Below are 20,095 nucleotides of genomic sequence, written 5' to 3'. Positions count from 1 at the left end.
ACAACGGGTATAAGGTTTTATACCTATAGGTTCTATGCCCCTTTTATAAATTGCTTACATATAATCTTTAAAAGAATATTTTATATGCGTTATCATAAAAGATAAGGCTTTGCACTTTTTAACACTGTACTTTGGATTGCTTTAAGATTTTTAATAAATCCCATCTTAAAGTGAATACGCTTCTTTTACATTGCCTTTAAAAGATTATACCGTAATCTAAAATGATAGCTTTATTGTTATCAGAAGCTTTGTTTAAAGAGAGTTATGTATATTCATTTTCTTATATTACTTATAGGTTTTGAATGTTTCTCAAACCCCCAAAACACCTACAAAACCCTCTTAAATATATATTAAAGATTGTATTTATGTTTTGTGTTTAATATAGGTTGTTTATTTGAAAGATTAACTTATTGAAATATAATGACTTTTATTTTTTATTGAAAAATATGTAAAGGGGGGAGCGTAAAAAGCACCTCCAAAACCCCCTAAACCTCCAAAACTCATAACCATAATGGTCTTGATAGCATCTATTATGATTATAATCCCTTTCTTTTGAAAGGCTTAAAGGATCATATGCTTTTCATAAAGCACATTTTAATCATTCACTAAAATCATAAGATTCGTCTGTTAAATAAACTGACATAACCGATAAAATAGACAAAAGCCCATAAAAAGTAATTTTAATAATCTATGAAATAATAGGCTGTTTCATTAAAATCTTGCACCAAAACCATGATCAGAGCCACACTACTGTTGAGTTTCTCAACTAGTGATCAAGGCTTTGGAGCGCGTCTTATTTTCTAAATTTCTGAAATCTTTTCGATATTTTTTAGGTGCTATTTCTTGTCTTTTTTTCCGATAAAATTGACTATTTTCTCTTTCCACGAGCGGGGTTGCTCCTTGCTGGTAACCTCTTGTGGATCATCAAGCTTTTCTGCCACCTGTTTAATCAAAGCGTAACTCACTTGCTTCACCTTTGCTACTTCTTTGGCTAAAGCTAATGCACGTTCAAGGTGGGTTTTGTTGATGCTCTCGTCAAAACCTAGGTGATCACCTGCCGTAAAGCTTTGCTGATAAGATTGTAAGGTCTCAACATCACCCAACAAAGCAAGAGCGCCAAGATGAAGTAAAGCATAATCCGTATCGTTTGCTTTAGACGTAGCGCCTTTTTCCCAAGGAGCTATACCATAATCAGAGCGTAGCCTTTTAGAAAGGTCAATGTCTTTGACTGACCATTTTAGCGCATCATCAAGTGCTTGCTTTAAGCGATCCGCAGTGACTTCTGGTTCAAAGATTTCTAATCCCTTGGCTTCAAAATTAAGCTGTATATCTGGAATATCTTCCGTGTGGGTAGGATCAATGAATTTACAAGCGGTGGAAAGAATGCCCGTGCTAATCAAAAAGGCGCTATCAAATTGTGGGTAGTCTTTGGCAATTTCGTCGTTATAAAGAATATCTACTTCACGATCAGCCAATTGATAGCTTGCCATATGGTCATTCTCATTGATTTTCTCGGTTGACCAGCCTAGGATTTTTAAAATTGCATGAGCACTTTCCATGGTGAGACGATCATCAGTGTCATCCGCTTCATCCACTTCCTCTGCCACTTCAACAGAAGTTGTTTTAGAAGCAACAGATGCTGTTTGCGTATCCAAGCTTAAAATCGGAGCATTTTTAGGAAAACCAGTCCGATAACGGCGTGCAAGAGTAAGGACGTTATCAATAATATGTGCTATGTTTTCCCTTATCAAAGCTGAAAAGTTTTTATCCTTCAAACTTTCCTTATAAAATTTGAGTTTTTCAACATCCCCAATAAGAATAAGTGCAATAAGGTGCAACTTCGCAAAATCATATTCACTGTCTGGGGACAAAGCCGCATAATCATAGATGATTTGATTCACATTTTGTCGATCAGCCCAGCACAAAATATCCGCACAGATCTGCTTCAGTTTACCTTCATCCAATTCAGTACTAGAAACTGTATAAAATTCTTCTGCCTCTTTGAGAGCTATATATTGGGGCAATCTAGGAAACATCTCTCTATGAGCAGTAGAAAAACTAAGTGTTGAAAGGGAAGCCTTAAATACAACAATCGGCTCTTCTTCATCACTTTGAAGGTTATACATTATATTGATGATAAGGTCTTTACTTACAAAATAAGCATTGCGATCATAGTTCTTATCTCGATAAACTGTCCACCCCATCCTTTTTAAGTCTTCAGAAACTGTATTAAGAAAAGACAAATCTTGCAAACTAAGACGATCATCTATGGCTTTTCGCTCATTAAAGATTTTCAGATGTCTTTCTGCAAATTCAACAGCGTGATTAACATACCCCTCCAGTTCTTCATCAAGATTTTGCAAATGCTCAGGAATCTTATCCTCTGCAATAGAATCTTGATAGGATTTTAGGACATCAATTTGACCTGTCAATGCTAAACAAGCCAAATGCCAAATCACAGCTGGATAATAGCTATATTTTTGGATAAGCGTTTTGCTTTCTATTGACGCTTGTAAATCTTGGGCACGTGCCCACTGTATCACCCGCTCAGAGATTTTTGTCAACTCTTGCTCATTCAATATCTCTACACAAATATCAATTCCTTTATCAACCCCACGAAAATTCTCTCCTCCAATCGTATTAAAAGATCGATAAATATCCGTAGGTCGTACAAGATTACGTTGTCCACAAAAATGAATATACAAGCAAGCCAAAGAAATCTCTTCATTAGATATTTCAGCTTCGAGATGAATATTGTACTGATCATAGAGATGTACAAAGCCAAAATCTAACTTAATAAAACGATCCGGCAAAACCAACCACATTTTCCCAAGCTCTGTGGCAAACCACCCTTGAATTTTAAAAATGCGAGTTGCTGCTGTAAGACTCATCGACCACTGTTTAGGTTTTTTACGCGCTAAAATGTCATCTAACTCCCCGTTTTTATAAGCTTGCGCAAAAAGAATGAGGCGCTCAATCCACCCTATTGTTTTGTAATCTGAAAATTCTGGTACATGTAATTGGGGTGTAAACTTAGAACTTTTTAAAGCCTCAATATCACCAAGTAATGCTTCTGCAACAGCAGAATGATTGGCTGCTTTTTCACGTAATTTTTGTTCAATATCTTGTTCTTTCGCCCAAGCGATAACCCTATTTAAAGATTCCTTAACATGGCTTTCTGAGAGATCTGAAGCTGTAACATCGAAATCCTCTTTCGCAGAAAACAGCGTATCTTCATACTTATCCTGTGATACTTCACCACTAGCATATTCCCAAGCAAGGCAATAAGCAGCAGTGGTAAGATCAGCCGATAGCCGAAATTTTCCCCCATCCTCTCCATAATCTACAACATCATAACTAATGCCTACAATGCGATCGGGAAGATGATAATGCGCAAACATACTACCATCTTCAGCACGATAAGGTTCCCAGCCAAGCGTTTTTAAAATCTCTGTCACGTCTTTAGTTCGCATCGCTATTCACTTTCATTCAAAAAGTCCTGGATAATGAAAAACGTTAACGTCAGTTTTGTCTAACTTATTATTCAATTGTTCTTTAATCCATTTTCTATTCTCATTTTCCAATTCTTTCTTACTTCCTTTAAAATCTTTGAAATCTTTTTGATATTTTTCTAAGAACTCTTTGTTATCTTTAAGAAATTCCGTAAATTTGCCTTTTGTGGGCTCTGCATTTCCTTCTTTATATGCCTCTTTTAAAATCTTTTGTTGTTCACTTAATTTAGAATTCTTCCCCGTTTTTACCTCGCCAATTTTTATTTTACCATTCTCTATATAAACAATATCCGCACGAGATCTTACTACCCCCTTATCCGTCTTAGTTTTGAATACTATTTCTGTTTTGCATGTTCTACATCCTTCATCCTTTAATTCTTGTTTTTTCTCATCGCGTTTTTTATCATGATGCTTCCTGACTTGTCCAAGTATGTTACCCGTTCCATCATTATTGTTTTGTGGTTCTTTATTGTTTCCGTTTTTTTTCTTATTTTTACTTTCCTTCTGAGAATCTTTATTTTTTTCTTCTTGTGAGTTTTGATTTGTTTTTTCGCTATCTTCTGCAGAATTTTTCGATGCAAACCAATAGGTAAGGAAATCAGCTATAGCGGTTCTATTGTTAGGAGATTGAACAATAGTTGCTCCACCAGCCATAAAAAGAGACAGAGCTGCCAACTCTTGTGGCGTAAGCGACACAATGAACGCTACAGCAGCTGCTACCGCAGGAAGAAAATTATTTTCGGCAGCATTACCTGCGGCATCAGCGCCAGTATTGACATCACCACCAGCAAGGGCAGCAGCAAAGCCCCCCGCTATGCGCGCGATATCAATGGCATGATCATTAAAATCAGAAAACTGTGCTTCAATCTTTGCATTGATACGCGCTTGTTCTTCTGCCGTTGGAACACGACCATCCAATGCTGCTATTTCTTTTTGTATAAAATTTTTGGTCGACAGTTTAAACTGGAGCATGGCTGTGGCTTCGCCCACAGCACCCCCCACAGCACCGGCCGTGCAAGCACCACTCGCAACAGCGCCTTTTAAGCAGCCAAGACCAGCGTGGGCAACGATCTGTGTGACCGTATCTATTTTGCCTTCTGCCTTGGCGGTACCGATTTCTTCTGCCAACGATTTGCCAACCGTATCAGACAGGGCGATGCGCAGATTGTTAAAAAAGTTCTTGTCAAGAGAGCCGCCCTCAAGAGCCGTCTGCACGCCTGTGCCAATGGCGGCTTTGATCAAGTTCTTTTTCGCTTCAAGGGCGATACGATCGACAAAAGGAGCGGTTTTTGGCAAAGATTGTCCAACACCTGCCATTTCCGTTAGTTGGCTGGTTAAGCCCGCCGTTAACATCGATGAGACAATGCTGAGAACATTCTTTGAAGAGCCAAGCTCATGCAAGGCGCCGGCAATGTTGCCGCGATTATTGACAAGAGCCACAGCGCTTTTGTTAATCAGTGCTTGGACACCTGCCTGTATCGCCGCATTCATGGCGGTACTCGAGCCAAGCCCCAAAGCACCGGTAATGGCACTGGCAGCGCCCGAGGCTGCTCCGCCCGTAACCGCCGTGACAGCCAAGGCCACGATAGCCGCACCGGCTTCTGTCAGCCCTTGGGCTTTATAATCCCAGTCTTTAAATTCAGCCTTAACTGCTTGCCAATCCACTTGCTTGGATAATTCTGGATCATCACGCAGTTGCTTGATCCATGCCATGCCTGGAGAGCGAGACAATTGCTCAAGAGATTTGTCTAAATCACCAGTTGCCTCATACTCAACAACAAAGCCATCACCCGCATCAAGCTTTATGCCACCCTTAGCATCTATGGTGACATGTTCGATGGTCTCCTTAAGGTAACCTTTATCGCTCTCACTCCACCACACAAGGTTTTCATTACGCTGATAAACATCCTTAAAATCTTGATCCTTGTTGGTCAGAAACTTGATTTTTCCCGTATCTGATGCCAAATGCGTCTGACCACCACTTGATAGCCCTGCCGCACCAAGTGTGAGATGCCCATCTTTGGCATGCATGGAGAGGTCGCCCTCTGCTTCTATCGTGGTTTTGTTTGTAGTAACTTCTGTTGATTGTTGACGAAACTTATTCTTTTGCTTCGATTTGTCGCCTTCTTTGCCCCTATCATCCAAATCAGAACTGTTAAAATCTTGCACCGAAGTCACGGTGAGAGCGCCACCACTGGTGAAATCACCATTGCCCTTGGCTTTAAACTTTCCCTCAAGGTTCAGTTCACCACCTGTGACAATGGTCAAATCTCCATCACTTTTGACTTCTGTCAAACGGTGCTCACTGCTTTGGGCGTTATAATGCCCTTTTTCCAATGTCTCCTTATGGTCACTCTCTAGCACTAATGAACCAAACGTAGCAGAACCACCGACAATCACCGTCATCGGACCGCCGCTGGTGAATTCCCCACCCTCTGAGCCAAGATCACCAAGGGATTGAATGTTTAATTCATGATCAGAGAGAATTTGTCCCTTCTGCCCAGCTCGATCAACAAAACCATATTCATTCGTGTCACGGATTTTAGCGGTACTATTGACAATCGTATCACCCGTCATGGTAACCGTATCACCATGAATAACACCGGAAGAATTCGCTAAAAGACCGTTACTGGTGAGTTCTACAGCACCTCTGGCATCTAAAAAACCACCATCATTAAACAATGTTTGCGTGGTCGAAACGTGCAGTGCATCATTACTTACCACAGCACCGCTATTGGTAAGACGGTCCGTCTCTATAGTGACGCCATTGCCTTTCAAACGCGCACTGGCAAGGTTTCCTTGCAATCCTTGTGCGTTTTTTATCCCTTGTTCTGAAGAGGAGGTTGGCGCCAAATAAACGTGGGGCACTAAGACCTCTTGTCCGTCGACAAGGTGAGTTTCAAGCCAGATCATATCCTTTTTGATCCCAGCAATCTGCTGAGGCGTTAAGGGCTTGCCTAGCACTAACCCCAAAGGACCCTGCTGCTCCACAGCATTGTCATAAAGCCTTTGCATTTGAGCGTTAGGATCTTCAACATCAAGAAGAGTGCGATTGCCTGTCAGTTCAAAGATTTGCTCACCCACCAGACGATATTCAAAATAAGCATCCCCCAATCTTTTAAACACGTGCTCAGGCTTATAATTGCCAATCTTTTTTAAGTAATAGTCCGATCCTAAAAATTTACTTGGGTTGATAAAATCCTGTCGCGTCTCAACTAAAAACGGCACATCCGGTGATTGGCTGCCAGCCAACTCTGTCTTGACAGAGTTAAGCCCATCTTGCGTTGGCACTTGTATGGATTCTGGTGCGGGTGTTTTTGTGCTTGGTGCAAAAAGTCCTTTGTGCCCTTTCAAACCATTGATGATGCCGTCCAATCGATCATCACTAATCAGTGGTTTGGAACCGTCAAAATCGGTGTTTTTAACACCAGCCAAACCTTTATCGCCAGAGCTTAAGCCAACTTGCTCAACCCCCTCACGCACCGCATGATTGTCAATATAGCCTGTCAACTTGGCATCAAGCGTGCCACCAGCTTCAATCGTGCCATAAACAGCATCATAGGTACGTTTGGGTGTTTGGGTAAAAGTAGGACCATCCCATTCTTCTGCACCTTGCCCTATACATGCTGGATTTGTGATACTACATTGCTTATATCTGTAGCGTGTTTCAGTTACAATCTTGGTTGTTTCAATTAAATCACGCCCCTCATTGAGCAGCGTATCACCCTGCATCTCAATGTTGCCATTAGCAGCAATCAAACTATAGCTATTGCGGATATCACCGGCATGGACCGTGAGATGACGCCCTACCAAAATCTGTGCCGCATTATTGGTAAAATGAGGCTGCTGACGAATGATCGTAGTGTCGATATTTTTCTTGATCCTTGTGTGTTTATCAACATTTGGGATATTTTCCCATTCTCCTCGCACGTAACTGTGAGAAATCACTTTATCGCTAACTTCAACCCCACCTTCGCGCATGTTGGTGAGAGCTGAGACATCGAAGGTCATATCGCCTGACACGGCTTCTAAAAGACCCGAGCTGTTGATTACATGACCAGCCCGCTCTCCACTTAAACCACGGATGATGAGATTGTCTTCAGCAATGACATCGGCAAACTTATTGATAAAATCCCCATCTAAGGAGAAAATGGCAGATTTCTTGGCATAAATCAGCCCGCTATTGCTCAGATCAGCGCTCACATTGAGCGCAACCCCATCACCACTTGAACCAATACTGCCGGCATTGTCCAAAACATCTGCGGTTAAGACAAAAGCACCACCACTTTTGAGAACTCCGTCTTCACCATTTAAAACCAGAGCAACTTGCCCCAATGACGGATCATGGCTTTCTGCTATAAGCGTAAAACTGTCACTGGCTAAAAGCTGACCGGAATTGGCTAAAGACCCGAGAGTTGCATCAACAACACCGCCCACCATGATACCGGAATTGCTTAAAACATCATGGCTGTTGAGAGTAAGTACTCCGCCTTGCGCTTCCACAAGCCCATCTTGGGTGAGTGTGCCTGCCTTCAGCGTTACATCATAGGCGCCAACCTCACTTGTCTCGCCCAGCGTCAAGATGCCATCACTGGAAAGCTCTATCCGCTTTTTAGAGACAATGCGCCCCGTTTGGTTCAGAGTGTTTTGCGCATGCAAAGCAATGGTATCATTGCTTTCTATTGTGCCACTATTGCTTAAATCACCGTGGCTGGTCAGTTGAAGGTCACCACGCTCAATCTCTATGTGCCCTGCTTGGATCACACTATCAGCAACAATATTAACTGCCCCTTGCGTAGAAATGAGACCATCAACATTCTCAAAACTGCCCACATCAATGCGCAAACCATCCCGCGCTAAAACATGCGCACCTTCATCATGTGTAGCGTTTTGTTGGTCTGAATTTGTCGTTTCAGCGCTTTTATTGACAAAAGACGTTGCAACAATCTTCATCTCACCGGCTAAAGCACTGAGAAGACCAGCCTCATTATTTATATGACCAGCACGTATCTCTTTCAGCCCACCAATGCTGAGAGCCTCTTCAGCAATAATTCTGCCCTGTGTGTTGGTTAAATCACCATCACTGAATAGATCCATAGATTTTTTGGCGTAAATCAGCCCGCTATTGCTGACATTTCCTGCCACATTGAGGGCAACATTCTCACCACTAGAGCCAAGCACACCGGCATTGTCTAATTGCCCTGCGATCACAACAAAAACACCACCACTTTGAAGGACACCTTCGGATGTATTCTTCAGAAAGGCTTGTTGCGGATCGGCGCCTTCTTGTGTGCTTACCATCAAATGCAAATCATCGGTTGCAATAAACGTCCCTTGATTGGTAAATGCACCAATATGAGCATCGACACTCTCACCGCGCATTGTGCCGTTATTTGCAACCCCATCACGCACTTGAAGGGTTAATGCTCCTTCTTGAGCTTCCACAGTCCCTGCTTGGGTTAAAGCATCAGCACTTAAAACCACATCATAACTTAAAATCGTGCTCTCTTGACCGGTTGTGAGCATGCCACCCGCTGTCAATGCAACCTGCTGCATACTGATAATATCACCCGTATGATTGAGGGCACCATGGGCATCCAGCGTTATCTCCCCATTAGACCAGACAGTGCCTTCTTGGACAAGATCACCGCTACGCGCATAAAGGTCAATTTTTTGCTCTGCCACTAAGCGCGCACGTGATGTAAGCTCTGCCGCTTGCACCAAAAGAGAGCCGCCGGCGCTATAATGTCCAGCGCCTACAGTGAGCGCATCATCGGCGCTCAAGACAATATTCCCCTTGGCACCAATATGGTTGTTTAAAGCGGTGATTTGATTGGTTTTAATGATCAAATCGCCAAGGGAAGAAACCCCTGTTTGATCATTGTCTTGCATGCGGCTTAGATCAATTGTTGCTGCTTGGATCTCTAAAAGATCACCGGCGGCTATCCGCCCATTCCCCGCCTCAAGCTTTGCTGCCTGTAAATGCAAAGAACCCGTCGCTGACTGTTGACCATCACTCCCAATACCGCTTGCTAGAAGAGCATGGGACTGGAGCTTGATCACATCGGCGTGCACATCAACAGCACCGCTTGCCGCAACGCGAGCTTGCTCAGCCAATTCAACATGTTTCAAAGCCTTCAGTTCAACCGCTTCTTCTGAAAAAAGCAGATCTTTCACGTGCACACTATCGTGGTGCGAATGAGCCTTCACCGCACCTTTGGCACGTGCTTTGGCAATCACCAGCTTGCCATCACTTGTCAATCTCATGGCGCCTGCATTGGCAACCATGTCTCCGCGCATTTTAACGCCGGCGCCTTTATCATTGGCAATCACGCGGATCTGCCCCGCATACATTCCACCAAACTCACTGGAATCAATCGCCAATTCTGGCTCTTTGCCATCAGAACCAAGAGAAGTTGCTTCGCGCTTGTGATAATCAAAATGATTGTGACCAGCGATAACAGCCAAATCTCCTTTGACCTGTATAGGACCCCCGACACTGATCTTGCGCGAAACAAGATCAAAAATATCTAATGAACTCCCATCAGCACCACGAGCGCCTATGGTGATATCACCACCCTCAACACGCAACCCACTCAAAGCGCCATCGGCTCCAATGATCGGTTGTCCGGTCGATAAAGTCACCCGTGGGGTATTGATAAAGCCACAACCGTTACAGGTAATCCCATTGGGGTTGGCGATAATAACATCCGCCATTTGCCCGTGTACTTCGCTCACACCTTCAAGACGCGAGCGATTGGCACTCACCACTTCATTAAGGATAACCTTTGCTGCACCGCTATAACGCAAATTGCCGTTGCCTGGCACCAATCCCCCAAGCTGTGAACGCGAGACTTCCTCAGTCGAATTGTTCAAAATCACGCCATGGGTATCAACATTGAAACTGTCATATTTGTTATGAGAAAGACCTTGTCCATTGGGGCGAACAATATCAATCAGCGGCACATCATTGCCAGCTTTCCCCACCGTGGGGCGGAAAACAGAGCCAACCCCATCAGCTGCTTTAATCCCTTGGCTCTCTTGTGCAACAGGACTTCGCGCTCCAAGCGCTTGTGCTTGCAACAACAAAGGCTGAAAAGCTAAGCAAAAACTTAAAACCAGTGAAAGCCCCTTATGGATCCCTCGCTGCAAAACACAAAGAACGCGCTTTCCTCGCTTGTATCCATATCCCAATCTATGCTTTTGATTTTTCAATCCCCGCATTTTTAGCTCCTCATAAAATTCTTTATCTCTTAAAAAAAACAACCCATATGGGTGTAAACAGCGCAGCGATATTTTTACCGCCCCTTTGCTCTAAAATCTCAATAATGCCCGTACTTGAAATAACCCTGTCGAATTTCCCTTTTCTCGCACTGTCGATTGGGTTAAAATATTCGAATAAGATACATCAATATCCGTAATGTCTCCGGTTGCATGGAAACCAAGAGTTGCCCCAACGAGGCTCCCGCCAAAACTGTTTTTGTTTGCATCATTGGCTACAGCCCCCAGATCAAGCGCCATATAAGGGGCAAATTGGCTCATAAATTTACGCCCCATTCTCGACGAAAAACCTGGCAACAACAGCGACAATTCATTGCGCCAAAACGCCCCATTATTGCCGTAATAAATCGCCTCACGCACCCCGCGCACAGAGGAACTACCACCAAGCGATATTTGCTCTGAACTAAACAACGTGTCGGGTGATAATTGTCCTGAAAACAGTGTGTTATAGCGAAAGTTATATTGTTTGAGCGAAAAAGGACGCACGTAGCCTAGGGAAAAAGACAATTTGGAAAATTGCCCTTTGGGTGAATTTTTTGTTGCATTCTCTTGCTCTTTATCATCATAAGCGCCAAGAATTGCCAACCCTTTATGAAACCCTATATGCGCGCTTAACTCTCCTCCAAGCCACTTGCGCGAATGATCAAGCTCAAAGGTTGCAATAGCCAGTTTACGGCTGGAAACATCAACCCGACTGCCCATAATAAAATTATCAGAATATTTCCATGTTAAGCGTCCCGTAAGCCAGGTCTTTCCCTCTTGATCACGGTCAATAACCCGTGAAATCCACGGTGTCAGCGATAAAGACTTACCCTCAGTCATAATATCGGAAAATATCCCCTTAACACTCGAATGATATTGGCTCCACGTCCCATCAAAACCTGTTGTCCAAGTGCCATAGGGAAGAGAAAATGATCCCGTTAGAGTATCACTATTGGGACGCTTGTGAGAAAAATGATACGGACTACCATCCATAGAACGCTGATAGCTAAACGACCATTGATCATTGATCCCTAACAGATCATCAAAAGAAAGGCTCAAGCGCGTTTGATAAAGCCCTGTTGCTTTAGCGCCAAGATTATCGCTGGAAAGCGTAATAAGCCAAGGTTTCTGTTTTTCAATATGAACATCGAGTATCGAACCACCCGAATTGCTCCCCGCACCAAGATTAATGGTGGCTTGGCGTGAGAAAAGCCGATTGATTTGATCAAGCCCTTGCTCTATCTGGCGCAGATTGATCGGCTTTCCAATAAGGTTTGGAAAAGCCGTGGTGATTTCTCCTTGAAGTCTCCTCTCAACTTTATGCCCATCAAGGGTAATATCTTCCATCATGCCTTCAACAACAACAATCTTGAGATGACCGCCGCTTAAATCTTGCTCAGGCAAATAAGCCCGCACCGCAATATAGCCGCGCTTCATATAAAGCTTGGTCACCGCTTTGAGCACTTTGTTGATTTCGGCAATCCCCAAACACCGCCCTTCCCAAAGAGAAATGGCTTCATGAAGGTCGGTATGAGAAATCAACTGAGCATCAACAAATTCAATGCTTTTGATCAGCAAACAGGTTGTACCAGACGAAGCACCATAGGCAGATGTGGTATCATCGTCTGGCAAAAATACCCCATGGGTTTCGTTTCTACGGTGCAATCGTTGAAAACGCTGTTCTTGCGTTTGTTGTCGTTGGATGCTCTCTGATTGATTAATCGCTTTCTCACGAATGTTTTGGGCAAAACTCGGCAACGAGAAAAGGCACAAAATAGCCGCAAAAATAAAAGTGAAAAAAAATCTATGCATTCATTGTGCCCTCAAAGTGAGCAACCAAATGAACCATATCATCAGCGTCACAGAAAAAATCGCCAACCGCGTAACAATTTTTTAATTTTTTGATGAGAGTAATACTTATAACATCTGAGAGAAAAGCATAGACTGTACTGTATACACTTGCTTTATGTGTTGTGCAAACCATATCATTTCCCCCGCTTGTGAAGATTTTACAATGACACTGTTAAATGACAATCATATGCTCTATATGCTTCTTAATTTTAAGGTGTTGCATGTAATATAATCTTGAGCTTAAAGTAAAGACTCTTATTCATAGAATAGACCAAATTTATTGGAACTGTTACATATTAGAGACAACAAGAGACACTCCATTGATTGTCGCTTGATAAGAAAAATAGTATGACAATAGCTTATTTACTAAAATAAGAAAATGCGTAATGCCATAACTGATGAAGAATTAGCATATTTTAAAGCCGCTTATCCTAATGAAAAAATTACTAAAGATGATCTATTTTATTATGTTTACGGTCTCTTGCATTCAGAAGATTATCGTGCTCGTTATGCTCATAACTTATGCAAAGAACTGCCTCGTATCCCTTGTGTAAAAACTGCTAAGGATTTTGGAAATTTGTAACAGCAGGGCATGAATTGGGTCATTTGCACGTGAATTATGAAACTGTAGAGCCTTATCCTGTGACCTTTAAAAAGGGTAATCCAAAATTAACTGATATCTCTAATCCAGAAAAGTTTTATTATGTGACTGAAATGAAATTCGCAAAAATTAAGGATAGTAAGGAAAAGAATAAATCAACAGTTACTTATAATAGCAATATCATCATGACAGATATCTCTCTTGAATGGGTTATGGAACGTCAATGTGTAAAGACAGATAAGAAGAGTGGCATTGTTAATGATGCCAATCGCTATGCTGTTGAAACCGTTGGCAACCCTGCTTATCCATTGGAGTTGTTTCAAAGGGTTATTACCGTAAGTTTAGAAACAATGAAAATCGTTAAGAACTTACCAAAATTAGAAATAAGAGAAACTGAATAGATTTGGCATGCTCAGATGATAGGCATGTTAACCTCACAAGGGGTATAAGGTCTTATAACCTATAGGTTCTATACCTCTTTTGTTAAGTTGCTTACATATAATCCTGAAAGGATAGTCTATATGCGTTATTCTAAAAAGAAGAAACTTGCAATTTTAGATACTCTTATTTGGATTGCCTTTAAAAGATTATATCGTAATCTAAAATGATAGCTTTGTTTAAAGAGGGTTATGTATATTCATTTTCTTATATTACTTATAGGTTTTGAAGGTTCTTAACCCCCCCAAACCCCCTACAAAACGTATGTTATTGATTGAATTTAAAGGTTGTATTATTGATATAGGTTGTTTTTTTGAAAAGTTGATAAAAATTAACATATTGAAATATAATGACTTTTATTTTGATTTTTAAAATATATAAAGAGGGGGCGTAAAAAGCACCTCCAAAACCCCCAAAAACCCCTAAACCTCCAAAACTCACAACCATAATGGTCTTGATAGCATTTATTATGATTATAATCCCTTTCTTTTGAAAGGCTTTAAAAGATCACATACTCTCATAAGACACGTTTTAATCATTCACTAAATGATCACTTTTGTCGATTCAATGTACTGACACAAACTGACAAATATATATTTATAGTTGTATTTATTTGTTATGGTTGTTTTAATAAGTTGTATTTTGAAAAATTCATAAAACTTAACTTGTTGAAATATAATGATTTTAATTTTTTATCATTTAAAAAAAATGATATAGGTTCTAAAAAGAACTGACAAAAATGACAAAAGTTTATTAAAAGGGATTTTGCTCATCTCTATAATGATCAGTTTCTATTGAGATGTTTTCATAACAAGCAATAAATCACAATTATCCTATTTATCATTTCTCTTATGAACATGAAAAATGATACCATGGCTATAAAGAACATAACAGCTATAGAGAAAGCAAAAATGCAAATGAAAGCATTTGTTATAAGAGCGCAGTGCTATTAAGGTCGTTTAAATTAAAGCCCCTTATAAACAAAATTCACAAAAAATTTAAAATTCATTTAGTAAAAAAATGATAGGTTATAAAGCTAAAAATACGCATTATGAGAGCGTTTTTAAATATTATAAATGTATAGATTCAGAAAATAACGCAATCGTTTCATAAAGCCCATAATATAGCTTTAAAAGCACATAAATATAAAAGAAGCAATTAATAAGCATAAGATATTATCAACACATAACGTATTTAAAAAATATCAAAAAAGATAAAATAATAATTGACAATAAATACGTATTTTGTTATATGAATACTTAAGTGCTTAACAACACTAAACAGTAAGCGAATAGGTTGCGATAAACCTAATCCTATTAAAAACTGACTATCTTTTATGCTTTTGTTAGCATATATAGTGATTTTGTCGGGTGTAGTTACACCATACAATACCCATTTATGGGAAAAGTGTAACGACGGACTTACTGCCGTGTTTGTTAGCACCCGGCGCCTCTATAGAGGTGTCAATAACAAACATTTAATCAGTAAGGTTTAATTATGAAAAATACAGTAAAAAACATCCCCGTTATCTCTAATATTGCAAACGAAATCACATCTGTTAATCAACAAGAGCCTGCAAAAAAATACGAATTTACCAATGAAAAATTCACTTTTGATGGTCTTACTTTACACCGTATACGTGCTCTAAGAGATTTTGATGATGTTAAGGCGGGGGACCTCGGCGGTTTTATTGAAAATGAAAGTAACTTATCCCATGATGGCAATTGCTGGGTCTATGATAATGCCGCGGTTCTTTTCAATGCAACTGTTTATGAAAATGCTAAAATTTATAATGACGCTAAAATCTTTAGAGGTGCCAAGGTGTATGGCAATGCTATCGTTAATGGCAAGGCATTGGTTTTTGATACAACCGCTCATATTTATGATATTGCAAAAATTCATGATAACGCTAAGGTCTGTGGGCATGTTTATGGTAATGCCGTAATTAGTGATAATGCTACTATTTCTAATGGTGCCAAGGTTTATGACAATGCCCGTGTCTATGAAAGTGCCTATGTTTGTGGCTATATTTTTGGCAATGCCCATGTGTATGGCAAGTCACGCATTTATGTCTGGGCGCGCGTTTATGATAATGCCCATGTTTTTTGTAATGCCTGGATTAAGGATTATTCAAGTATCTATGGTTATGCCAAGGTTTCTGGCTCGGCTCGTGTTGGTTGCTTTGTAAGGATTTATGATAATGCCAAGGTCTATGGCAAATCAAATATTGATCATCATGTGCAAATTTATGGCAATGCTGTTGTCAATAGCCGTGCAAAAATTCGTAATGATATCTGTGATGATAATCAGTCACTAAAAGACGCTGCTTAAATAACGCGTGGGCGCAGCGGGGGCGCCCTCCTTTAAATATCTCATTTAAAAATTTAAATCTCTTTATGAAGGAATTGTGCTATGCAAAAGAAGTTTGCACTCACAAATGAAACGCGTGTATTTGGTAATCATACCCTTTATCGCATTAAAGCATTAAAAGACTTTTCTGATGTTAGAGCTGGTGCCTTGGGTGGCTTTATTGAAAAGGAAGATAACCTCTCTCATGAGGGAAATTGCTGGGTGTATGATGAGGCTCTTGTGTTTAAAAATGGTCACGTTTATGAAAATGCAAGAGTTTTTGGCAATGCTGTCACTTGTGGTCATATCTATGGTCATGCGCGGGTTTATGACAATGCTATCATTGCTGGCTATGTTTATGATAATGCCCATGTTTATGGCAATGCTGTTATTTCTGATAATTCCCGTGTCTATGGTAATGCTCATGTGTATGGCAAGGCTATTATTTATGATAATGCCTATGTTTATGACAATGCTAGGGTTTATGAAAACGCTCGTATAGCAAATAACGTACATGTTTATGAAAATGCCAATATTCATGGCATTGCTGTTATTCGTGAAAATGTCGGCGGGTCTACTAAAATAAAAACCTATACTGAACGTCTCTCTCCTTATGGTGAATTAGAGATTGTCTGGGTCTAATCAATAAAGCAGTGTAAATGAAAGCACGGGCGCGGCGGGGGCGCCCCTCTTTCAAATTTTCCCATTTCAAATTTTAGAAAACGTTTATCACATTAAATTGTGAGGGTATCTCTATGTGCAAAAAATATGAATTAACCAGTGAAATCAAAAAAATCAAACATGCTCTTACTCGAAATATTATAAACCTTTATCGCATTAAAGCTTTAAAAGATTTTGATGATGTAAAGGCGGGGTCCTTAGGCGGCTTTATTGAAAAGGAAGTTAACCTATCCCATGATGGTAATTGCTGGGTGTATGATGAGGCTTGTGTCTATGGTCATGCAAGAGTGTATGAAAATGCAAAAATACGCCATTTTTCTCAAGTCTGTGGTCAAGTTTATGGCAATGCTGAAGTCTATGGAAAAGCTTTTATCTCTCAATATGCTAAAGTTTATGACCATGCTTTTGTCTATGGCAATGCTCATGTTTATGGCAATATTTATGGTAATGCTCATGTGAATGGTAGTGCCCGCGTTCTTGCTGATGCTCATATTTATGACCATGCGCATGTTTCTTATGATGCTACGGTTTTTAGTTATGCACGCGTTTATGGTCATGCCAAGGTTTCTGGCTTGGCTTGTATTTATAGCCATGCAAAAATTTATAATTATGCTGTTATTAATGGTCGTGCAAAAATTTATGGCAAGGTTTATGGGAATGCTTGTGTGAGTGGCTCTTGTGAGATTTATGGCTCTGTTTATGGCAATGCTAAAATCTCATATTGTGCAACAATCTGGGGGCGTGCTTATGGCAATGCAAAAATCAACAAAAAAAGCAAAGTAAGGTTGGTTCCAAAAAATTGTGAGGTTTATGAAAGCGATAATGTTGTCAATATAACTAATAAAACAGAATAAAGAACGGCGTGGGGGGCGTGCATTCTTTATGGTTATAAACGCATATAAAATGCATTGCTATAAACATATCATAAAAGAGAGGGTAAAATAAAAAAAAAAGCCGTGCCAAGTGATATGACGCGGCTTTCAAATGTCTATTCTAATGATTAAAATGAATCATCCACAATGGAGTAATGAATGCATATATACAAAACGTATCATATTGCAAGCGCTCTATGAGAGATATGAAAACTTATCAAAAGGAACGTAAATGTGCGTATGATCTTTAAGCACTCATTTGAATTATAGAGCCTATAAACGCTTTCATAGCTATCAAACGTATCAATCATAACGTCTTTATCTTAAGCACATTATCAAAACGCTTGGTAGCTTTAACAAAACCCGTTTTTTACATTTACGAGCATTGGTTTTCAAAACCATCTCTCATAAGACAATAAACAACCTATTTTATCAAACGCAAGGCTTTAAAAACTGTTATAAACATCAGTTTCAAACGTTTAAACGTGCATTTAGAAAAGCTTTCATAAGCGTATTTTCATTTTGCACTCAAATGTAACTTCTTTGCAAATTAATCGCTCTATATTTGGCTAGCAAAATTAAGTAAAATCCCATGCCTTATAATGTTAAATATTTTTGAATTTTGCTTGCTTATCTTTGTCTCAATAGCTGCCCCCAATTTTGGGGTGAGTAAATCACTCAGTCCATATTTGGCTCTGTGCTTTTAAACGGTAACTTTTAAAACGTTTTCTAGTACCATGTCTAAGTAGATAGTATTTTACTGCTATTGCATTGTTCGTTTCCATTTTTTTGTGGAAGCGAATACAGTTTCGTTTTTAAAATTAGCATAGCTGTTGTGATGATACTATATTTATGCTTCTTACTTATCGTTCTAAATTTTTAGAAAGCGTTTTTAAAAGCGATCTTGTCTTTAAATCCTTTTATGCAATCTTTATAAATTAAACCTATAAGCTTATAAAAGTTTTAAATGATTACCTTCTTATAGGATAATCTAATGTTGCGATAACATCTTTAGATTTTACGCTTCTCAATTTTGAGAACTGTAATTTTATGTTTTTATCATGGGATTAACAATCCAATCATTAAAACAAGATGTGATCTTTAAACGTATGTTATCGATAATTCCAAACAACTAAATTTTTAACAGTGTAATTTGTGCTGTGATAAAAACGTATCATAAAATTTATAAACTGTTATGAATGATATCGGCTTTTCATTTCGTCTGAATGCACACATGCGTTATAATATTTGCATCATGCTTAGCTTTTTAGGGTCTATTTATACATGGCAATCTTATATAAAAAAGGGTCAAATGGATCATGTATAAAAGTGTGGATTCTTAAGTGGATTCATATAAAATAATTGCATATAACACACTGAATTTATTATGTTTTTATGGAATAAGCGTTTCCGGGGTCTGGAAGTGCTGACTCAAAACAGCCCCTTGCTTTTAGTGCTGAAAGCACTTGGACATAACAAGAGCCCTCGGAAATTCCGGGATATCCGCAAAAGCGGTTTTATTTCTAGTTTGAGTTTTTCGGGCTTCCAGACCCTATTTGATTATCGCGTATACAACCAAAAACACAAGCCTCCTTCATAAGGCAATGACTTTCAATCGTCAATTGAAATTACAACAGTGTTTCTTGTTTGTTTTTTCAAGTTTTCACGTAATTAATGCGTATATTATACATAAAAATATTGCTTGAGATACTTTAGATACTTGTAAAAATTGTAAAGCGAAATTAAAGGGTGATGGCAAGGTAATGGGGTGATTTTCTCCTTTACGATTTTATGTTTTCTCCCCAAAATTAGGCTGTTTCCCCGCTTTGAAAAGTAAACAAACAGATAAATATTCTTGTCCCGATATGGTATACATAAGATGATACAGCTTATCGTTTTTCTTCATCTTAAATCGAGGTATCTCAAACATGTTGCTCGTGAAGGGTATAACGTAAAGTTCATGAAATATAACAATCTTATATTTAATAAATAAATTTCATTTACCTGAGTTGGTTCAAAATGTTATTATAATTCTTGCTTTTAAGAAGTTCAGAAGAGCCATTTTTATTCCCTTTTTTAATTGTTTTTGTTCAGATGCTTGTGTGGTGCAAGCGAATGGTTTTGATTGCTTCAGTATGAACAGGCTGGAATGAGATAAATCTGATGATATTTTTGGCTTTTGTTACAAGGTGTAAAGCGATATAAATATCTTTATTGTAAAACTCTTTTTTCAGAAATCGTAGATATTGAGATATCATATTGATAGAGGATTGATAGCAGTGGGCTTGTAGAGGAAAATTGCATGAGGGTTTTTTATTTTTTATGCGTTATTTCTTCATTGTTTTGCAAAGGGCGCGCTTCTGAGGCAAGCATAATGGGAACGCCATCACGAATAGGATAGGCAAGTTTGGCTTTGAGAGAAATGAGTTCTTGTGTTTTTCGGTTGAAAGAGAGAGTGCCTTTCGTTATTGGGCAGACGAGCAATTCGAGCATTTTGGGATCTGTGGTCATTTTTTTCATGTTGGGAC

General features: G+C 39.5%; 8 protein-coding genes and 1 pseudogene. 4 read left to right on the top strand and 5 right to left on the bottom strand.

The window, feature by feature from the left end:
* Nucleotides 1-836: 836 nt before the first annotated feature.
* The 4 genes from ACFILY_RS07420 to ACFILY_RS07405 form a co-directional block, all read right to left on the bottom strand.
* Nucleotides 837-3,473 (bottom strand): DUF6990 domain-containing protein, encoded by a 2,637-nt coding sequence (locus ACFILY_RS07420; protein ID WP_375637769.1) that lies wholly within the window; start codon nucleotides 3,471-3,473, stop codon nucleotides 837-839.
* A gap of 12 nt (nucleotides 3,474-3,485) precedes the next feature.
* Nucleotides 3,486-10,736, bottom strand: coding sequence for a DUF637 domain-containing protein (locus ACFILY_RS07415; protein WP_375637770.1), 7,251 nt, complete (start codon nucleotides 10,734-10,736; stop codon nucleotides 3,486-3,488).
* A 90-nt stretch (nucleotides 10,737-10,826) separates the two neighbouring features.
* The gene (locus ACFILY_RS07410) at nucleotides 10,827-12,587 is read right to left on the bottom strand and encodes a ShlB/FhaC/HecB family hemolysin secretion/activation protein (RefSeq protein ID WP_375637771.1); all 1,761 of its coding nucleotides are present in this window, start codon (nucleotides 12,585-12,587) and stop codon (nucleotides 10,827-10,829) included.
* The gene (locus ACFILY_RS07405) at nucleotides 12,580-12,759 is read right to left on the bottom strand and encodes a hypothetical protein (protein WP_375631742.1); all 180 of its coding nucleotides are present in this window, start codon (nucleotides 12,757-12,759) and stop codon (nucleotides 12,580-12,582) included. Before ACFILY_RS07405 ends, ACFILY_RS07410 begins: the two co-directional genes overlap by 8 nt.
* A 249-nt stretch (nucleotides 12,760-13,008) precedes the next feature.
* Here ACFILY_RS07405 and ACFILY_RS07400 point away from each other — a divergent pair.
* From ACFILY_RS07400 to ACFILY_RS07385, 4 genes and pseudogenes are all read left to right on the top strand, one after another.
* A pseudogene (locus ACFILY_RS07400) lies at nucleotides 13,009-13,628 on the top strand (type ISP restriction/modification enzyme); the annotation flags it as partial.
* A 1,534-nt stretch (nucleotides 13,629-15,162) separates the two neighbouring features.
* Nucleotides 15,163-15,996 carry a hypothetical protein gene (locus tag ACFILY_RS07395; RefSeq protein WP_375637772.1) on the top strand — a complete coding sequence of 278 codons (834 nt, stop codon included), beginning with the start codon at nucleotides 15,163-15,165 and terminating at the stop codon, nucleotides 15,994-15,996.
* Between the two features lie 81 nt (nucleotides 15,997-16,077).
* Nucleotides 16,078-16,656, top strand: a complete 579-nt coding sequence (locus ACFILY_RS07390; RefSeq protein WP_375637773.1) for a hypothetical protein — start codon at nucleotides 16,078-16,080, stop codon at nucleotides 16,654-16,656.
* 113 nt (nucleotides 16,657-16,769) lie between these two features.
* Complete coding sequence (locus tag ACFILY_RS07385; RefSeq protein ID WP_375673303.1) at nucleotides 16,770-17,549, top strand: hypothetical protein; 780 nt, start codon at nucleotides 16,770-16,772, stop codon at nucleotides 17,547-17,549.
* Nucleotides 17,550-19,880: 2,331 nt separating this feature from the next.
* Here ACFILY_RS07385 and ACFILY_RS07380 read toward each other — a convergent pair.
* Nucleotides 19,881-20,087 (bottom strand): Trm112 family protein, encoded by a 207-nt coding sequence (locus ACFILY_RS07380; protein ID WP_375631497.1) that lies wholly within the window; start codon nucleotides 20,085-20,087, stop codon nucleotides 19,881-19,883.
* Nucleotides 20,088-20,095: the final 8 nt, after the last annotated feature.

The organism is Bartonella sp. CL25QHWL (assembly GCF_042195335.1).
In the GTDB taxonomy this organism is placed as follows: Bacteria; Pseudomonadota; Alphaproteobacteria; order Rhizobiales; family Rhizobiaceae; genus Bartonella.
The sequence above is the reverse complement of the archived record's forward strand: the minus strand, read 5'-3'. Positions and strand labels throughout refer to the sequence as shown.